Origin of the sequence: Amycolatopsis sp. NBC_01488, from assembly GCF_036227105.1 — a bacterium.
Taxonomy (GTDB): Bacteria; Actinomycetota; Actinomycetes; order Mycobacteriales; family Pseudonocardiaceae; genus Amycolatopsis.
Window position 1 is genome coordinate 6,301,971 of the sequence record NZ_CP109434.1, and the last position, 18,285, is coordinate 6,320,255.

Genomic DNA, 18,285 nt, shown 5'->3' on the forward strand with positions numbered 1-18,285 from the left:
AGGGTGCAACCCCGCCATGTCCGTGGAGAACCTGACGACCGACGCCCGGATCCCCCGTGCGCTCGTCCGCTACTACGCCGGGGTGCGGACGGCCATGCGCTGCGCCGGTGCCCGCCGGGCCGGCCGGGACGCCCCCGCTGTCGCGCTCGACCTGCCGGAGCACCCGGACGAGAGCTTCCACCGGTTCGCCGACGTCACCGACATCGGCCTGACCGAGGTGGACACCGGGCTGCACCTGCTCGACCTGATGCGCAACCCGGGCACCCGGACCACGAAGTCCATCGCGTCGCTGACCATGGTCGCCCGCGCCGTGCACCACATCCGCACCACCGGCGAACGGCTCGTCCTGCTGACGCCGACCTCGGGCAACAAGGGCACGGCCCTGCGTGACGCCGTGGCCCGCGCCTACGCGAGCGGGCTCGCCACCCCGGATCAGCTGCGGCTGGTCGTGGTGGTGCCGGAGGCCTCCCGCGCCAAGCTGCGCGGCGGGCCGTTGTCCGCCGACCCGCAGCTGCGCGCGGCGAACCCGGTGGCGGTCGCGGCCGTGGACCGGCCGGCCGAGGTCAAGCAGCTCGCCACCGACGTCCTCGCGGCGGTGTCGCCGTGGCTGACCGGCAAGACCGGCTTCGGCTGCTGGTACACGCTGGACCTGGACAACTACCGGGCCGCCGACGTGGTCCGCGCGTTCGCCGAAGCCGAACTCGCCCCGATCACCCCGGACTCCCCGCCCCGCTGGCACGCCCACGCGGTGTCCAGCGGCTACGGCCTGCTGGGCTACCACTTCGGGCACGAGCTGCTCACCTCCCGCCGGTACGCCGAGCTCCCCGCGCCCGCGTCGCACCCGGGATTCCTGCTGGTGCAGCAGCTGGGCACGCCGGACATGGTGGTCAGCACCCTCGGCCGCGGACCCCGCCGGTACGCGCCCGGCGCCGACGGCACCTGGCGGCAGGACGGCGTGGCCGACCCGGCGTTCCCCGCCGTCACCGACGACCCGGGCGAAGTGCTCGACGCGACCTTCTACACGAAGAACCCGCCGACCTCGGCCGAGATCGACCCGATCATCGCCCGGCACGGCGGCGGCGGGATCGTGGTGTCGCGGCGCGAATGCCTGGACCGGTTCGGCGCGGTCCGCGCGCTCGCCGCGAACGCGGGCATCGACATCGTCGCCGACCCCGCCCTGATCCGGGAATGGTCGCTGGTCAAGGTCCTCACCGGCGTGCTCGTCGCCCGCGAGCGCGGCCTGGTCCCGCCGGGCACCCGGGTCATCGCGCACGCCTCGGGCTACTACACCGACGAGCTGATCCCGCCGCTCGACCCGGCGCACACCACAGCCGTGCGCACGGCCTCGGACCTGGCCGAGGCACTGACCGCGGCGGTACTGGCATGACGGCTGCTCTGCGCGAGGCGCGCTACCGGTGGCACAACAGCACCGATCCCCGCATCGGAGACTGGCACCGGCGGCTCGACCGGCTGGCCAGCGCCCGGCCCCGGGTGACGGTCTCGTACCCGGCCGGCGGCGGGCCGGTCCTGGCGTACGCGGGCATCGACGACGGGTTGCAGCACGTCCTGCCGTACGCGGAGCAGCGGCGCGGCCCGGCCCTGCGCCGCGCCGGCCGGCGGACGACGTGGGCGAGGCTGGACGCGCCGGAGGCGGACCTGCTGTTCGTCGGGTACCTCACCGGGCGCCCGCCCGGCCCGGCCGGCCTGGCGCACGTGGACCTGCCGTTCCGGGTGCACCTGGTGGTGCGGCCCGGGACGGATCCGGCCGCGGTGCCCACGCGGCTGTCGCGCAAGGCCCGCCAGCAGTACCGGCGCGAGCAGCACAGCCGGGACCGCAGCCTCGAGGTCGCCACCGGGCAGGCCGACTTCGAGTACTTCTACCGCCGCATGCACGCACCGACCATGCGGCGGCGGCACGGCGACGCGGCCCGGTCGGTGCCGTTCGACGTCGCGCTGCACAGCCTGTTCGCGCAGGGCGTGCTGTTCTTCCTGCGGGAGCACGGCGAACGCGTCGCCGGGATGCTGTGCCGCCGGGAGCCGGGCGCGCTGGTGCTGCGGCTGGCCGGGGTCCTCGACGGGGCAGGCGACGCGTACCGGACCGGAACCTACCTCGGGCTGTACGTGTCCATTCTGGTTTGGGCGGCCGAAGCCGGGGTGGCGGAGGTCGACCTGTCCGGCACGGAACCCTTCCTCAGCAAGGGGATCTTCCAGTTCAAGCGCAAGCTGCACCCGCTGGTCCGGGTGCCCGCCAACCACTTCGCGAGCAAGCGGCTGCGGCTGTGCGTCCGCCGGGACACCCCGGCGGTGCGGGACTTCCTCGTCGCCAACCCGGTCCTGGTGCCCGGCGGCCGGGCGTTCGAGGCGTGGTACTTCCGCGACCGGGACCGCGCGCCCCGGCTGGACCTGCGGTGGCGGACCGACGGTGTGCACGGGCACCGGGTCGTCGACCTCGACGAGTTCCTGGGAGGTGCGCCGTGTGCGGCATCGTCGGCTGGATAGCGTTCGGCCGGGACCTCACCCGGGAGCGGGACACCATCGCGACGATGACCCGCACGCTGCACCGCCGGGGACCCGACGACGAGGGCGAATGGCTGTCCCCGCACGCGGTGCTCGGCCACCGCAGGCTGGCCGTGCTCGACATCGAGGGCGGCGCCCAGCCGATGACGGCCACCGGGCCCGCCGGCCGGCCGGTGGTGCTCGTCTACAGCGGCGAGCTGTACAACTTCCGTGACCTGCGCGCGGAACTGCGGGTGCGCGGCCACCGGTTCACCACCGCCTCCGACACCGAGGTGGTGCTGCGCGCGTACCTGGAGTGGGGGATCGGGTGCGTGGACCGGCTCGCCGGCATGTACGCCTTCGGCGTCTGGGACGCCCACCGCGAGGAGCTGCTGCTGGTCCGGGACCGGCTGGGCGTCAAGCCGCTGTACTACCACCCGCGCCCGGACGGCGTGGTGTTCGCCTCCGAGCCCAAGGCGATCCTGGCCAACCCGCTGTTCCGGCCGCGGACCCGGCTGGAGGACCTGCCGATCCTGTTCAACCCCCGGCTCGCCATGCCCGGCGAGACCCCGCTGGCCGATCTCCACCAGGTGCCGCCCGGTCACCTCGTGCGGGTGGGCCGGACCGGGACGCACGTGCTGCCGTACTGGCACCTGGTCAGCCACGACCACACCGACGACCTCGACACCACCATCGGCACCGTCCGCGAGCTGCTGGAACAGGTCGTCGCCGAGCAGCTCGTCGCGGACGTCCCGCGTTGCACGCTGCTGTCCGGCGGCCTGGACTCCACGGCGGTGGCCGCGCTCGCCGCCGCCCGGCTGCCGGAGCGCGTCAGCACGTACTCGGTGGACTTCGCCGGGGCGGCCGGGGACTTCCGGCCGACCCCGCTGCGGCCCGAGCGCGACAGCCCGTTCGCCGTCGCCGCCGCCGAGCACCTCGGCACCGACCACACCGACGTGGTCCTGGACCCGGCGCTGCTGACGCGGTTCGTGCCCGAGGCGCTGGCCGCCCGCGACCTGCCAACGCTCGGGCAGTTCGACACGTCGATGTACCTGCTGTTCCGGCAGGTGCGGGAGCGGTTCACCGTGGCGTTGTCCGGCGAAGGCGCCGATGAGGTGTTCGGCGGGTACCCGTGGTTCCTCGACCCGAAGACCGTGGGCGCGGACACGTTCCCGTGGCTGGGCAACGGTCCCCGGCTCACCGGGTGCCTGGCATCGGACGTCCTCGCCCGCGTCCGCCCCGGCGAGGACGAGGCGGACCGCTACGCCACCATGCTGGCCCGCGTTCCCCGCCTGCACGGCGAAACCGGGACGGCCGCGCGGATGCGCGAGGTGCTCTACCTGAGCCTGCAGGGGCCGCTGACCTACCTGCTCGACCGCAAGGACCGGATGAGCATGGCGGTCGGGCTGGAGGTGCGCGTCCCGTTCTGCGACCACCGGTTGCTGTCGTACGTGTGGAACGTGCCGTGGAAGATGAAGACCTTCGACGGACGCGAGAAGAGCCTGCTGCGCGCGGCCGTCGCCGACCTGCTGCCCGAACCGGTGCTTCAGCGGCGCAAGAGCGCGTACCCCTCGACCTTCGCGCCGGCCCACGGCGAGGCCGTACGCCGCGAGCTGGACGCCCTGCTCGACGACCCGGCTTCGCCACTGAGTCCGTTGCTGGACAAGGAGAAGGTGTACGCCCTGCGCGACCGTGGCGGCCCGCTGATGACCGTGGCCGACACGTTACACCTGCTGCTGCCATTGCTGGAGGTGGACCGTTGGCTGCGCGCCTACGACGTCGAACTCGGCTGACCGGCGAGCCGGTCGGCCGCGTCCAGCCGCGACCGGTCACCCAGCGCCTCCCAGTGCTGGAGCACCAGGGGCACGTTCCCCTCGCGCCACAACCGGTCGTGACAGTCGCGAATGTCCACACCGGACCCGACGGCGGCCGCGACGAGGTCGGTGACCTGGGCCTTGCCCACGAGGTAACTCAGTCCCTGACCCGGGTTGGCGGCGAAGGCCACGGCCTCCTCCCACGCCGTCTGCGCGTCCATCGGCACCGCGGCGGCCAGCCGGTCGGCGGCGGCCTCGATGGTCAGCTCGCCGAGCGCCAGCGCGATGTCCACCTCGGCACGCAACGCCCGCAGCCGCTGGAAGTTCGCGAGCACCACGGCGGCGGCCGGGGCGTCGTCGAACAACCCGGCCGTGCGCATCAGTTCCTCGTGGTAGAACGCGATTCCCTCGTTCGGGGTGGAGTCGACGAAGTGGCGGCGGGCCGGGTCGGGGTGGCGGGCACCGAGGGCGAACTGCTCGGCGTGCACGCCTTCGTGGCAGATGCCCAGCCGCGGGTCGAGCGCGTCGGCCAGCTGGAAGTACGGCAGATCCTCGGCGGGCTCGGGGATGTAGCGGACGGCCTCGTCCAGGTCGTCGAGCACGCCCAGCCAGGTCAGCGGCTTCAGGTGGCCGGGCAGCCGTTCGAACCGGTAGTCACCGGGCACCGGGCCCAGCAGGCCACGGTCGACCCGGAAGCGCCGGACGGCGGCGAGGTCCCGGCGCTGCCGCGCGATCTGCTCCGCCGCCGAAGCGCACAGCGGCGGCCGCTCGCGGAAACGACGGCGCAGCACGGCTTCCGCGGCGACCGCGCGGTTCCACTCGGCCGCGGCCAGGTCGAGGATCTGGTCCGGCGAGTACGGCACGAGCGCGACGCGGTGCAGCAGGAACCGCAGGGCATCGGGGCCGATCGGGGAAGCGGGGGCGAACCGGTCGCGGTGGTCCCGCAGCCACCGTTCGAACCCGGCGAGCGCGTCGACGGCGTCCGCCGTGGCCCGCGCGAGGGCGGGGCGCAGGGCTGCGGGCAGGTCCAGCTCGGCCATCGCCGCGGCCAGATCGTCGCGTACCCGGCCCAGCGCGGGGATCGTCACCTCCGCGTACGGCGCGGACACCTGCCCGGCCATGGTGGCGGCGCAGTCCGCGGCCGTCCGCGGGATCCGGCGCAGGTGCCTGAGCACGACCTCACCGTCCACGGGACCGAAGGCCAGCAGCGTCCGGTACACCGGTTGCAGGCACTGGTCGAACGCGAACCACGGGTTGCGCTGCCAGCCGCGCAGGTGCTCCAGCTCCCACTCCGCCCGCGCCAGGACCACGCCGAGCACCCGGCCGTCGACCTGCACCGGAACCGGCGCACCGGCGAGGTCCAGGGCAGCGTGACGGGACTGGAACGTCCGGAGCGCCGCCCGGCGCGCCCGGACCGCGCCGGCCGACCAGTCGGCCACCCAGCCCGCCGGCCGCGGCACCCGGGGCAGGTCGTCGAACGAGTCGGGCTGCGTACGGCACCGCCACGCGCGGACCTCGGCGAACAGGTCGGCGAGCACCCCGGCCACGGACATGTTCCGGCTCCCTTCGAATCCGAACTCTCTATCACGCAGTGGGGTGATCCGCGATGACCAGCGGCATGTCCGGCGACCGCGAGGAACTGCTACGGCGCAGGCTCGCCGGCGCCCGGAACCGCCAGGACGGGCCCACCGCCGGGGCACGGGCCGCCCGCCCGGTGCTGTCCCACGGCCAGCGCCGCATCTGGTTCATCGACCGGCTCCAGCAGGGCAGCCCCGGCTACACCATCCCGGCCGCGTACCGCCTCCGCGGCGCCCTGCACATCGGTGCCCTGCACGGCGCGCTGGCCGCGGTCACGCAGCGGCACGAGGTCCTGCGGACGCGCTTCCCGGTGGTGGACGACGAGCCGTACCAGGACATCGCCCCGTACTGGCCCGGACTGGCGCTGCACGACCTCAGCGGCACCGGCGACCCCGTGGCACGGGCCGGGGAACTGGTGACCGACGAGGCGTACCGCACCTTCGACCTGGCCGAGGGACCGCTGCTGCGAGCGGAGCTGCTGCGGCTGGCCACCGACGACCACGTCCTGCTGATCACCGTGCACCACAGCATCTTCGACGGCGCTTCGCTGAGCGTGCTGCTCGGCGAACTGGCCACCGCCTACACCGCGATCGCGTCCGGCAGGCAGCCCGACCTGGGCGCACCGCCGGTGCAGTACGCGGACTTCGCGGCCTGGCAGCACCGGCACCTCACCGACGACCGCCTGGCGGCCGACCTGGCCTACTGGCGCGACCGGCTCGACGGCGTCGCGCCCGTCCTCGGCCTGCCCACCGACCGGCCCCGGCCGAAGATCGCCTCCGCGCGCGGTGGCGCGGTCGGGTTCACCGTGCCGCCCGAGACCACCGCCGCGCTGCGCACGCTGGCCCGCACCCACTCCGCCAGCCTGTTCCTGGTCACGTTCGCCGCGTTCCACGCGGTGATCGGCCGTTATGCCGGTACCACGGACGTGCTGCTCGGGGTGCCGGTCGCCGGCCGGGACCGGCGCGAGCTGGAGAACATGATCGGGTTCTTCGCGCAGACCTTGCCGGTCCGGGTGGACCTGTCCGGCGAGCCGACCTTCGCCGAGCTGCTCGGCCGGGTGCGGGAGGAGTTCTTCGACGCGACCGCCCACCACCAGCTCCCGTTCGACCGGCTGGTCGAGCAGCTGGCCGACAGCCGGGACCTCGCGCACAACCCGATCGTGCAGGTGCTGTTCACCATGCTCGGCACGGGAACCGGGGCGGACGTGCCGCGGCTGCCCGGGGTCGCGGCCGAAGAGTTCGGGTCCGCCGCCACGACCACCCGGTTCGACCTGGAACTGCACCTGGCCGACGCAGGTGACCGGCTCGACGGGCGGGTGGTCTTCGCCGCCGACCTGTTCGACGAGACCACGATGTCCTGGTTCGCCGGGCACTTCCTGGCCATGCTGACCGCGGTCGCGGCCGACCCCGGCGCGCGGGTGTCCCGCGTCCCCCTGATCACCCCCCAGGAGCTGGCGCTCGTCGAGGAGTGGAACGAGCGTTCCGTCGAGAGCGAGTACGCGTGAGCGAGCCCGGAACCACCGAACGCACCCCCACCATCGGGGACCTGTTCCGCGAGCCGCGGGCCCGCACGTACTTCCTCGGTGTCGGCGTGTCCCTGTTCGGGGACAACGTGCTCACCCTCGCCGCCGGCGTCTGGGCCAAGACCCTCACCGGCAACGACGGCGCGGGCGGTCTCGTGTCGTTCTTCCTGCTGCTGCCGACGCTGTGCTCGCCGGTGTTCGGCGTGCTGGCCGACCGGGTGCGCAAGCGGTCGCTGATGATCGCGGTCAACGCGGTCATGGTGCTGATCGTGCCGACGCTGCTGTTCGTGCGCACTTCCCGGGACATCTGGCTCATCTACCTGGTGATGCTGGCCTCCGGGGTGGCGGTGGTGACACTCGCCGCCGCGCAGAGCGGCCTGTTCGTCATGATGCTGCCCGAACGCCTGCTGGGCACGGCCAACAGCACGTACACCTCCATGCAGGAGGGGATGAAGGTCCTCGCCCCGGCGGCCGGAGCGGCCCTGTTCGTCTGGCTCGGCGGTGGCCTGATCGGCCTGCTCGACGGGCTGACGTTCCTGGTCGCGTGCGCGGTGCTGTGGGCGATCAAGGTGCCCGAACCGGCGCCGCAACCCCGCCGGGCGAAGCTGCGCGCCGAGCTCACCGAAGGGTTCCGGCACCTGGCGAAGGTCACCGAGCTGCGCGTGGTGGTCGGCGCCGCCGCCGTGATCATGCTGACCGCCGGGTTCGTCACCACCGCGCTGTTCGGCGTGGTGAGCACCGGGCTCGGCCGGGCACCGGCGTTCCTCGGGGTGGTGTCCAGCATGCAGGGCATCGGCTCGGTCGTCGGCGGCCTGCTCGCGCCGCGGCTGATCGCGAAGGTCGGGGAGGCCCGCACGGTCGGGTTCGCGGCCGTGCTCACCGCCGCCGGCACCGCGGTGCTGGCCGTCCCCTCGGTCGCGGTGGTGCTGCCCGGGAACGCGCTGCGGGGCGTCGGCCTGGCCTGGATGCTGATCGGGGCCATCACGCTGATGCAGCGACGGACCCCCGGCGCGCTGATGGGAAGGGCCGCGTCCGCGCTGTACATGCTCTTGTTCGGGCCGTCGGTGCTCGCCCTGCTCACCGGCGCGGGGCTGACCAACCTGACAGGCCACCGCACCTTGGTCGTCGTCGCCGCCGTGTTGGCCGCCGGTGCCGGCGCGGTCGTGCTCATCCGTCGAAGTGGTCCGGTTCGGACGTCCACAGAGGAGGAATCGTGAACGGGGAAATGCAGTACCGGGTCGTGGTGAACCACGAGGACCAGCACTCGATCTGGCCGCAGGACCGGGACAACCCGCCCGGCTGGACCGACGAGGGCTTCCGCGGGTCGAAGGACGAGTGCCTCGCGCACATCGCCGAGGTGTGGACCGACATCACTCCGCGCAGCGTTCGGGAAGCGCTGGCGCACCGGCAGTCCTGAGCACTTCTGAGCAGTCGTGACTGGAGGAGACCGCATGTCGACGCGACGCCCGGATCTGTCGGACGAGCAGAACGCGCTGCTCGCCCGGCTGCTGCGCGGCTCGAAGGGTGCCATCGCCCGGCCCGCCGGCCCGGCACTGGAACGGCGGCCGGCCGGCGAAGCGCCGGTGCTGTCGTTCGCGCAGCAGCGGCTGTGGTTCCTCGACCGGCTGCAGCCCGGTGCGGTCGCGTACGTCATGCCCGAAGCGACGTACCGGATCACCGGCCCGCTCGACCCGGCCGCACTGGAAACCGCGCTGCGGATGGTGTTCGACCGGCACACCGTGCTGCGGTCACGCTTCCCGGAGGCCGACGGCGGCCCCCGCGTCGACCACGTCGAGAGCATCCCCCTGCGCCACGTCGACCTCTCGGGCACCCCCGACCCCGTGGCCGCGGCGACGGAGTTCACCCGCACCGAAGGCGGCACGCCGTTCGACCTGGCCACCGGTCCGCTGGTGCGGACGACGCTGCTCAAGCTGGCCGACGACGACCACGTCCTGCAGACCACCGTGCACCACAGCGTCTTCGACGGCTGGTCCATGGACGTCTACGGTCGCGACCTCGGCATCGCCTACCGCGCGGCACGCACCGGAACGGCTCCCGCGTGGCGCGACCTGCCGGTTGGTTACGCGGATTTCGCCGCGTGGCAACGGGAAGCGCTCTCCGGTGCGGCTACCGAGGCCCTCTCGGCACACTGGCGCGAAGTCCTGGACGGGGCCCCGCAGGTGCTGGAGCTGCTGACCGACCGGCCCCGCCCGCCGGTGCCGTCGCAGCGCGGCGGCACGGTCGGGTTCACGGTCCCGGCCGCGACCGCCGAGGCGCTGCGGGCGCTGTCGCGGGAGCACGGCGCGTCGTTGTTCATGACGACGCTCGCGGCGTACCAGGTGCTGCTGGGCCGCTACGGGCAGACCGGCGACGTCGTGGTCGGCGTCCCCACCGCCGGGCGCACCCGCCCGGAGCTGGAGGACCTGATCGGGTTCTTCGTGAACTCGCTGCCGCTGCGCGCGGACGTGCGCCGCGAACGGACGTTCACGCAGCTACTGGCCTCGACCCGCGAAGCCGTGCTGGACGCCTTCGCCCACCAAGACCTGCCGTTCGAGAAGCTGGTGGAAGACCTGGCCCCGGAACGGGACCTCAGCCGCAACCCGATCGTGCAGACCTGGTTCGACCTGTTCACGCCCCGCACCACCCTGCACGTCGACGGCGCGCGCGCCGAACGGTTCGTCCCGCCCTGGACCACCACCCGGTTCGACCTGGAACTGCACCTGCTCGACCAGCCCGACGGCACGCTCACCGGGCAGCTGGTCTACGCGGTCGACCTGTTCGAGCGGACCACGGCGGAACGGTTCGCCCGGCACTACCGCACCCTGCTCGAAGCGGTGGCCACCGATCCCGGGCGGGCACTGCGGGACGTCACCTTCTCCGACACCGGCGAACGCGAGCGGCTGCTGCGCGGCTGGAACGACACCGCGACCGGCGACGACCTGGACGGCACGGTCACCGACGCGTTCGAACGCCAGGCCGCCGCGATGCCGGACGCGCTCGCCCTGGTGAGTGGTGACGAGCGAGTGACCTTCGGCGAGCTGAACGCCCGCGCCAACCGGATCGCCTGGGCCCTGCGCGAACACGGCGTCGGCGCGGACGACGTGGTCGGGCTGTTCCTGCCGCGCGGCACGGACCTGATCGTCGGGTTGCTGGGCGTGCTCAAGGCGGGCGGCGCCTACCTGCCGCTGGACTGGGAACTGCCCGACGACCGCCTGCACTACATGCTCGGCAACGCGGGCACCACTTTGGCGGTCACCGACGACGACCTGGCCGCCCGCCTCCCCGACGGCGTGCGGCCGGTGCTGCCCGGCGCTTTCCCCGGCACGAACCCGCCGCGCACCACCACCGCCGACAACCTGATCTACGTCATCTACACCTCCGGGTCGACCGGGCGCCCCAAGGGCGTGGCCATGACGCACCGGCCGCTGCGGAACCTGATCGGCTGGCAGCTCGGCCGGTGCGGGGTCGCCGGGCCCACCCTCCAGTTCTCCGCGATCAACTTCGACATCTCGTTCCAGGAGCTGTTCACCAGCTGGCTGGGCGGCGAGCCGGTCACGCTGGTCACCGAGCAGCAGCGCCGCGACGGCGCTCAGCTGCTCGACGTCATGGTGGCCACGGGTGTCCGCCGGCTGTTCTGCCCGCCGATGGTGCTGGAGCAGATCGCCCAGGCGGCCGCCGACCGCGAGGTGCTGCCGCCGCTGGCGGAGATCCAGACCGCGGGGGAGCAGCTCCACCTCGGCGACGAGATCCTGGACCTGCTCGACCGGCTGCCGGGCGTCCGCGTCGACAACCAGTACGGGCCCACCGAGGCGCACGTGATCACCGCGCACCTGCTGACCGGCGACCCGTACGCGTGGCCCGCCGCCCCGCCGGTCGGCGGGCCGATCGCCAACACCCGGGTGTACGTGCTCGACGAGGACCTGCGGCCGGTCCCGGTCGGCATCCCCGGCGAGGTGTACGTCGGCGGTGTCTGCCTGGCACGCGGCTACCTCAACCGCAGCGACCTGACGGCCGACCGGTTCGTGCCGGACCCGTTCGGCACCGAGCCGGGCGGACGCCTCTACCGGACCGGGGACGTGGCCAGCTGGGGCGACGACGGCGCGCTGCGGTTCCACGGCCGCGCCGACGACCAGGTCAAGATCCGCGGCTACCGGATCGAACCGGGCGAGATCGAGGCCGTGCTGGCCGGCCACCCCGGTGTCCGCGAGGCCGCGGTGGTGCCGGTCGAGCTCGTCGCGGGGGACCTGCGGCTGGCCGCTTACGTGGTCGCCGCCGGGGAACCGCCTGCCGACCACGCGCTGCGGGCCTATCTGGAGCAGCAGCTGCCGGACTACATGGTGCCCGGCTACCTGATGTTCCTGCCGGCGTTGCCGTTGACCGGCCCCGGCAAGCTGGACCGCAAGGCGCTGCCCCGGCCGGATCGGGAGGCGGGTGCGGTGCGCGGCTACACCGCCCCGCGCACCCGCGCCGAGGCCGCGATGGCGGAGATCTGGACGGCGGTCACCGGCCTGCCCCGCGTCGGCGTGCACGACGACTTCTTCGAGCTCGGCGGCCATTCGCTGCTGGCCACCCGGGTGATCGCCCGGGTGAACCGCGAGTTCGGCATCGACCTGCCGTTGCGCGCGATCTTCAGCCACCGCACGGTGGCCCGGCTCACCGCCGCCGTGCACGGCGGCCCGGCCGCCGCGCCCACTCGCCCGCCGCTCAAGCCGCGCGACGCCGACGGGCCCGCGGTGCCGTCGTTCGCCCAGCAGCGGCTGTGGTTCATCGACCGGCTCCAGCCGGGGTCGGTCGCCTACGTCATGCCGGACACCACCTACCGGATCCGGGGACCGCTGGACCCGGTGACGCTGCAATCCGCTCTGCACAGGGTGTTCGAGCGCCAGGCCGTGCTGCGGTCCCGGTTCACCGAGGTCGGCGGGCAGCCCCGGCTGGTGTTCGACGACCCGGCCACGATCCCGCTCGGGCACCTGGACCTCAGCGGTGAACCCGACCCGCAGGCCGCGGCGCTGGACTTCACCCTGGCCGCCGCCCGCGAGCCGTTCACGCTGACCGAGCCGCTGGTGCGGGTGACGCTGCTGCGTCTGGGCGAGCACGACCACGTCCTCCAGATGACCGTGCACCACAGTGTGTTCGACGGCTGGTCGATGCGCGTGTTCGAGGAGGACCTCAGCGCCGCGCTGCGGAGCGGGGAGCCCGGGTGGGAGCCGCTCGCGGTCGACTACGCCGACTTCGCCGCGTGGCAACGGGAAACCCTCACCGAAGACGTCATCGCGGCGCACGCCGCGTACTGGCGCGACCGGCTGGCGGGGGCGCCACCCGCACTCGAACTGTGCACGGACAAGCCCCGCCCGCCGTTGCCGTCGCACCGGGGCGCCACCGTCCGGTTCACGCTGCCCGCCGCACTGGTGACCCGCCTGCGTGAGCTCGCCCGGCGGCACGACGCCACGCTGTTCATGCTCACCGTCGCCGCCTACCAGGTGCTGCTCGGCCGGTACGCGGCGAGCGACGACGTGGTCGTCGGCTGCCCGTCCGCCGGCCGCGACCTGCCGGAGCTGGAGCCGCTGGTCGGGTTCTTCGTCAACTCGGTGCCGCTGCGCGCCGACCTGTCCGGCGACCCGCAGTTCACGCGGCTGCTGGCCCAGGTCCGCGACACCACCCTCGACGCGTTCGCCCACCAGGAGCTGCCGTTCGAACGGCTGGTGGAGGAACTGGCGCCGCCGCGTGACCTGAGCCGCAACCCGGTGATCCAGGCGTGGTTCGACCTGTTCACCCCCGCCTGCGCGCTGCGGGTGGACGGGGCGAGCACCGAGCGGTTCACCCCGCGCTGGGCCACCACCCGGTTCGACCTGGAGCTGCACCTGGTCGAGGACGCCGACGGCGGGGTCACCGGCGACCTGGTCCACGCGCTCGACCTGTTCGACGACGCCACGATGGCGGGTTTTGCCGAGCACTACGCCACCCTGCTCGGGGCGGTCGCCGATGCACCCGAGCGGCCACTGAGCGGGCTCGCCGTCGCCGGACAGTCCGAAGTGGACCGTGTGCGCGGCTGGAACGACGCCAGTGCGCTGCCGGAGCCCGCGACCGAAACGGTGGTGGAGCGGTTCGCGCGCACCGCGCGGCGCACCCCGGACGCGGTCGCGCTGATCGCCGGGAGCACCCGGCTGACCTACCGCGAGACCGCCGCGCGGGCCGCCCGGATCGCCGGCGCGCTGGCCGCGCGGGGCGCCGGGCCGGAAACGCTGGTCGCGGTGTGCCTGCGCCGCACCGCCGACCTGCCGGTCACCCTGCTGGCCGTGGCCACCGCGGGCGCGGGCTACGTGACCCTCGACCCCGCCCACCCGGCCGGCCGGCGGCACAGCCTGACCGCGGACTCCGGCGCGCTGCTGGTGATCGCGGAGGACGACGACGGCTATCCGGCCCCGGTCGTCGCGGTCGCGGACCTGGAGCGGGCGCCTGCCGCGCCGGTCACGCCGGCCGGGCCGGGCAACGCGCTCTACGTCGTCTACACCTCCGGGTCGACCGGCCGCCCCAAGGGCGTGGTCATGCAGCACGGCCCGACCGCGACGCTCATGCGCTGGGCCGAGGACCGCTACCCGCGGCAGCCGGTGTCCCTGCAGTACTTCCCGGTGACTTCGGACGTGTGCAGCTACGAGCTGTGGTCGACGTGGTGGACCGGCGGGTGCGCGGTGCTCGCGGACGAGGACGACCGGCTCGATCCGGACCGGGTGGCCGCGCTGATCGAGCGGCACGGGATCACCACCGTCCTGCTGCCCGGCGCGATGCTGGACGAGGTGGCCGCCCGCCGGCCGCGCGGCCTGCGTCAGGTGATCACCACCGGCGACCGGCTCGCGATCACCGACGCCATCCGCGAGCTCGGCGTGCCGGTGGACAACCAGTGGGGATCCACCGAGGTCAACGTGGTCACCGCGGAACGGCTCAGCCCGCCGTCGGACGCCTGGCCCGACGCGCCGGGCATCGGCGTCCCGGTGTCCGAGGGCCGGATCCACGTCCTCGACGAGCGGCTGCGGCCGGTGCCGGTGGGCGTGCCGGGTGAGCTGTACGTCGGCGGGCCGCAGGCCGCGCGGGGATACCTCGGCCGGCCCGATCTCACCGCGGCGGTGTTCCTGCCCGATCCGTTCGCGGGTCCCGGCGCCCGGATGTACCGGACCGGAGACCGAGGGCGGTGGCGGCCGGACGGGACCCTGGAGTTCCTGGGCCGGACGGACTTCCAGCTCAAGGTGCACGGCTACCGGGTCGAACCGGGGGAGATCGAGGCCGTGCTGCGCGACCACCCGGCCGTGCACCGGGCGGTGGTCGTCGCGCACCCCACCGGCACCGGGCCGCGCCTGGCCGGCTACGCATCGCCGGATGCCGGGCAGGAGGTGAGCGAGGGCGAACTGCGCGAGCACCTGCGCCGCCGCCTGCCCGATCAGCTCGTCCCCGACGCCCTGCTCGTCCTGCCGCGGCTGCCGGTCACGGGCACCGGCAAGGTCGACCGCGCCGCCCTGCCCGTGCCCGCCTTCGGGGCGGCCGGATCCGCGGCCCCGCGCCACGAAACCGATGAACGGGTGCTCGCGGTGTGGCGGGAGGTCCTCGGCCGGGACGACATCGGGGTGCGGGACAGCTTCTTCGACCTCGGCGGCCATTCACTGCTGTGCGTGCAGGTGCTGACCCGGGTCAGCCAGGAGTTCGCCGTCGACCTGCCGTTGAGCTCGATGTTCAGCCACCGCACGGTCGCCGAGCTGGCGGACCTGATCGCCACGACCGGCACCTCGGCGCGGCCGCTGCGGCCCGCGCCCGAAGGCACCCGGCCGGTGCCGTCGTCGGCGCAGCAGCGGCTGTGGTTCCTGGAACAACTGCAGCCGGGCATGCCCGCGTACCTCGTGCACTGCACCTACCGGCTGCACGGCCCGCTCGACGCGGACGCACTGGCCCGCGCCTTCGCCCAGGTCCAGCTGCGGCACTCGGTCCTGCGGTCGCACCTGCCCGACGAGCGGACCGTGGTCGTCGACCCCGAGCCGGTCCCGCTGGAGATCGTGGACGTCAGCGGCGCGCCCGACCCGCGCGGGGCGGCGCACGACCGGGCCGCCGAATCCGCCGCGCCCCCGTTCGACCTGGCCACGGGACCGCTGGTCCGCGGCACGCTGTTCCGGCTCGGCACCGACGACCACGTCCTGCACATCGTGGTGCACCACGTGGTGTTCGACGGCGTGTCCCGCCGGATCCTCACCCGGGACCTCGCCGCGGCCTACCGGGCCGAGGCACTGCCCGCCCTGCCGGTCCAGTACGCCGACTACGCGGCCTGGCAACGGGAAACCCTCGCCACCGGGGACCAGGTCGCCTACTGGCGGACCGCGCTGCGCGACGCCCCGCCCGCGATCGAACTGGCCACCGACCACCCGCGCCCGCCCGTGCCGTCCGCGCGCGGGGCCTCGGTCGCGTTCACCATCCCGGAACCGACCAACACCGCACTGCGCGCACTGGCCGGCACACACCGGGCCACGCTGTTCATGACGACGCTCGCCGCGTTTCAGGTCCTGCTCGGCCGGTACGCGCGCACGGACGACGTGGTGGTCGGCTGTCCCACCGCCAACCGGACCCGCGCCGAGGTGGCGAACCTGGTCGGGTTCTTCGTCAACGTCCTGCCGCTGCGCGCGGATCTGTCCGGGGCGCCGACGTTCGCCCGCCTGCTCGACGCCGTCCGCGACACCACCCTCGCCGGGTTCGCCCACCAGGACCTGCCGTTCGAGCAGCTCGTCGAGGAACTCGCGCCACCGCGCGACCTGAGCCGCAACCCCGTCGTCCAGGTGTGGTTCCAGCTGTTCGAGACCGATGCGCTGGACGAGCTGACCCTGCCGGGGGTGCGGGTGTCCCCGTTCCTGGAAGAGGCGCGGACCACCCGGTTCGACCTCGAGCTGCACCTGCTCACCGGCCCGGGCGGCACGCTCACCGCCGAGCTGGTGTACGCGACCGACCTGTTCGAGGCGGGCACCATGCGCCGGTTCGCCGCCCACTACGCCACCCTGCTCGACGAGATCGCCGGCGACGCCGACCGGCCGGTGCCGGACATCCCGGTCGCGAACCCGGCGGAACTGCACCAGGTGCTCGCCGGGTGGAACGACACGGCGGAGGCGTTCGGCGAGGCCACCCTCGCCGAACGCTTCGAAGACCAGGTCCGCCGCACCCCGGACGCCCTCGCCGTGGTCGGCGCGCAGCGGTACACCTACGCCGAGCTCAACGCCCGCGCCAACCGCCTCGCCGCCCTGCTGCGGGAGCGTGGCGCGGGGCCGGACGACGTGGTCGCCGTCGCGCTCCCGCGCGGGGCCGACCTGGTGACGGCCCTGCTGGGCGTGGTCAAGGCGGGTGCGGCGTACCTGCCGGTGGACCCGGCCCTGCCCGCCGGCCGGGTCACGGCCATGCTCGAGCGCGCCAAGGCGAAGCTGGTCGTCGGCCACAGTGGGATCCAGCCGGGGGACAGCGACCCCTACCCGGCAGGCAACCCGCCTCGCACGTCCACTGTGGACAACCTGGTGTACGTCATCCACACCTCCGGCTCCACCGGCACGCCCAAGGGCGTGGCGCTGGGCATGCGGTCGTTGCTCAACCTGGTCGACTGGCACCACCGCACGTACCGCCCCGGCCCCGCCGACGTGGTCACGCAGGTCGCCAGCCCGTCCTTCGACGCCGCCGGCTGGGAGATCTGGCCCGCACTGCTGTCCGGCGCGTGCCTGCACATCCCTCCGGACGAAACCGTCCAGGTGCCGTCCGCGCTGGCGAAGCACTTCGCGGACGCGGGGACCACGATGGCGTTCGTCCCCACGCCGCTCGCCGAAGCGCTCATGACCGAGCCGGCGGCCCCGGCCCTGCGCGTCCTGCTCACCGGCGGCGACGCCCTGCGCGCCCACCCCGGTGCCGACCCCGGCGTGCCGGTGGTCAACCACTACGGCCCCACCGAGAACGCGGTCGTCGCGACGGCCACCGGCGTGCTCGTTCCGCCGTGGGAGGTGCCGCCGATCGGAGCGCCGATCGCCAACGTCCGCGCGTACGTCCTCGACGACGCGCTGCGTCCCGTCGGGGCGGGCATGCCCGGCGAACTCTGCCTCGGCGGGGTCGGCGTGGCCCGCGGCTACGTCGGTGACCCGGCGGCGACGGCCGAGCGGTTCGTCCCCGACCCGTTCGGCGAGCCCGGCGCCCGGCTGTACCGCACCGGCGACCTGGTGCGGTGGCTGCCGACGGGGACGCTGCAGTTCCTCGGCCGGATCGACGACCAGATCAAGGTCCACGGCTACCGGATCGAGCCCGGCGAAGTCGAGGCTGCGCTGCTGACGTGTCCCGGGGTCACCGCCGCCGTCGTCGCGGTCTCCGGCGAACAGCTCGCCGGCTACCTCGTCGGCGACCCGCCCGAGCCCGCGCAGCTGCGCGCCCGGCTCGCGGAAATCCTGCCCCGGCACATGATCCCGGCCGTGTTCGGCACGCTCGACCGGGTGCCGCGCACCCGGTCCGGCAAGGTCGACCGCCGCGCGCTGCCCGCGCTGCACCGGCAGTCGGAGACGGAGGTGGCGCCGCGCGATCCCGTGGAGGAGGCGATCGCCGGCATCTGGGCCGAGGTGCTGGGCGTCGAGCGGGTTTCGGTGCACGACGACTTCTTCGACCTGGGCGGGCACTCGCTGCTCGGCACCCGGGTCGTCGTCCGGATCGAGGACGCCTTCGGTGTCCGGCTGCCGATGCGGGTGGTGTTCGAGCGGCGGACCGTCGCCGAGCTCGCCACCGAGGTCACCGCGGCCGTCCGGGCGGAGATCGAGCAGATGCCGGACGAGCAGGTCACGACCGAGCTGCGGTGACGAAGGAAGCGGGGTGCCGAAGTGGAGGCGG

Annotated in this window: 8 protein-coding genes; 7 read left to right on the forward strand and 1 reads right to left on the reverse strand. The window is 73.9% G+C overall.

What is annotated here, in order from left to right; all coding sequences use genetic code 11:
- Window positions 1-16 precede the first annotated feature (16 nt).
- Genes OG738_RS29955 through asnB form a run of 3 tightly spaced genes read left to right on the forward strand, consistent with a single transcriptional unit; the run spans window position 17 to window position 4,289 of the window.
- Window positions 17-1,387 (forward strand): DUF6002 family protein, encoded by a 1,371-nt coding sequence (locus tag OG738_RS29955; RefSeq protein WP_329045840.1) that lies wholly within the window; start codon window positions 17-19, stop codon window positions 1,385-1,387.
- A complete protein-coding gene (locus tag OG738_RS29960; RefSeq protein ID WP_329045842.1) occupies window positions 1,384-2,499 on the forward strand; it encodes a GNAT family N-acetyltransferase in 1,116 nt (371 codons plus the stop codon). The genes OG738_RS29955 and OG738_RS29960 overlap by 4 nt, the downstream gene beginning before the upstream one ends.
- The gene (asnB, locus tag OG738_RS29965) at window positions 2,475-4,289 is read left to right on the forward strand and encodes an asparagine synthase (glutamine-hydrolyzing) (protein WP_329045843.1); all 1,815 of its coding nucleotides are present in this window, start codon (window positions 2,475-2,477) and stop codon (window positions 4,287-4,289) included. Before OG738_RS29960 ends, asnB begins: the two co-directional genes overlap by 25 nt.
- Here the strand turns inward: asnB and OG738_RS29970 are convergent.
- Window positions 4,268-5,863: a DUF885 family protein gene (locus OG738_RS29970; protein ID WP_329045845.1), complete on the reverse strand. Its 1,596-nt coding sequence runs from the start codon at window positions 5,861-5,863 to the stop codon at window positions 4,268-4,270. The two genes, asnB and OG738_RS29970, sit on opposite strands and share 22 nt — an antisense overlap.
- A gap of 53 nt (window positions 5,864-5,916) precedes the next feature.
- Here OG738_RS29970 and OG738_RS29975 point away from each other — a divergent pair, with 53 nt between their 5' ends.
- Genes OG738_RS29975 through OG738_RS29990 form a run of 4 tightly spaced genes read left to right on the forward strand, consistent with a single transcriptional unit; the run spans window position 5,917 to window position 18,254 of the window.
- The gene (locus OG738_RS29975; RefSeq protein WP_329045846.1) at window positions 5,917-7,392 is read left to right on the forward strand and encodes a condensation domain-containing protein; all 1,476 of its coding nucleotides are present in this window, start codon (window positions 5,917-5,919) and stop codon (window positions 7,390-7,392) included.
- Window positions 7,389-8,627: an MFS transporter gene (locus OG738_RS29980; RefSeq protein WP_329045847.1), complete on the forward strand. Its 1,239-nt coding sequence runs from the start codon at window positions 7,389-7,391 to the stop codon at window positions 8,625-8,627. Before OG738_RS29975 ends, OG738_RS29980 begins: the two co-directional genes overlap by 4 nt.
- Complete coding sequence (locus OG738_RS29985) at window positions 8,624-8,827, forward strand: MbtH family protein (RefSeq protein ID WP_442875819.1); 204 nt, start codon at window positions 8,624-8,626, stop codon at window positions 8,825-8,827. The genes OG738_RS29980 and OG738_RS29985 overlap by 4 nt, the downstream gene beginning before the upstream one ends.
- A gap of 34 nt (window positions 8,828-8,861) precedes the next feature.
- Window positions 8,862-18,254, forward strand: a complete 9,393-nt coding sequence (locus OG738_RS29990) for a non-ribosomal peptide synthetase (RefSeq protein WP_329045849.1) — start codon at window positions 8,862-8,864, stop codon at window positions 18,252-18,254.
- Window positions 18,255-18,285 lie beyond the last annotated feature (31 nt).

Bases quoted from the DNA above. Each gene is read 5' to 3' on its own strand.
- OG738_RS29955 (WP_329045840.1), top strand. From the start codon at position 17: ATGTCCGTGGAGAACCTGACGACCGACGCCCGGATCCCCCGTGCGCTC.
- OG738_RS29960 (WP_329045842.1), top strand. From the start codon at position 1,384: ATGACGGCTGCTCTGCGCGAGGCGCGCTACCGGTGGCACAACAGCACC.
- OG738_RS29970 (WP_329045845.1), bottom strand. From the start codon at position 5,863: ATGTCCGTGGCCGGGGTGCTCGCCGACCTGTTCGCCGAGGTCCGCGCG.
- OG738_RS29975 (WP_329045846.1), top strand. From the start codon at position 5,917: ATGACCAGCGGCATGTCCGGCGACCGCGAGGAACTGCTACGGCGCAGG.
- OG738_RS29990 (WP_329045849.1), top strand. From the start codon at position 8,862: ATGTCGACGCGACGCCCGGATCTGTCGGACGAGCAGAACGCGCTGCTC.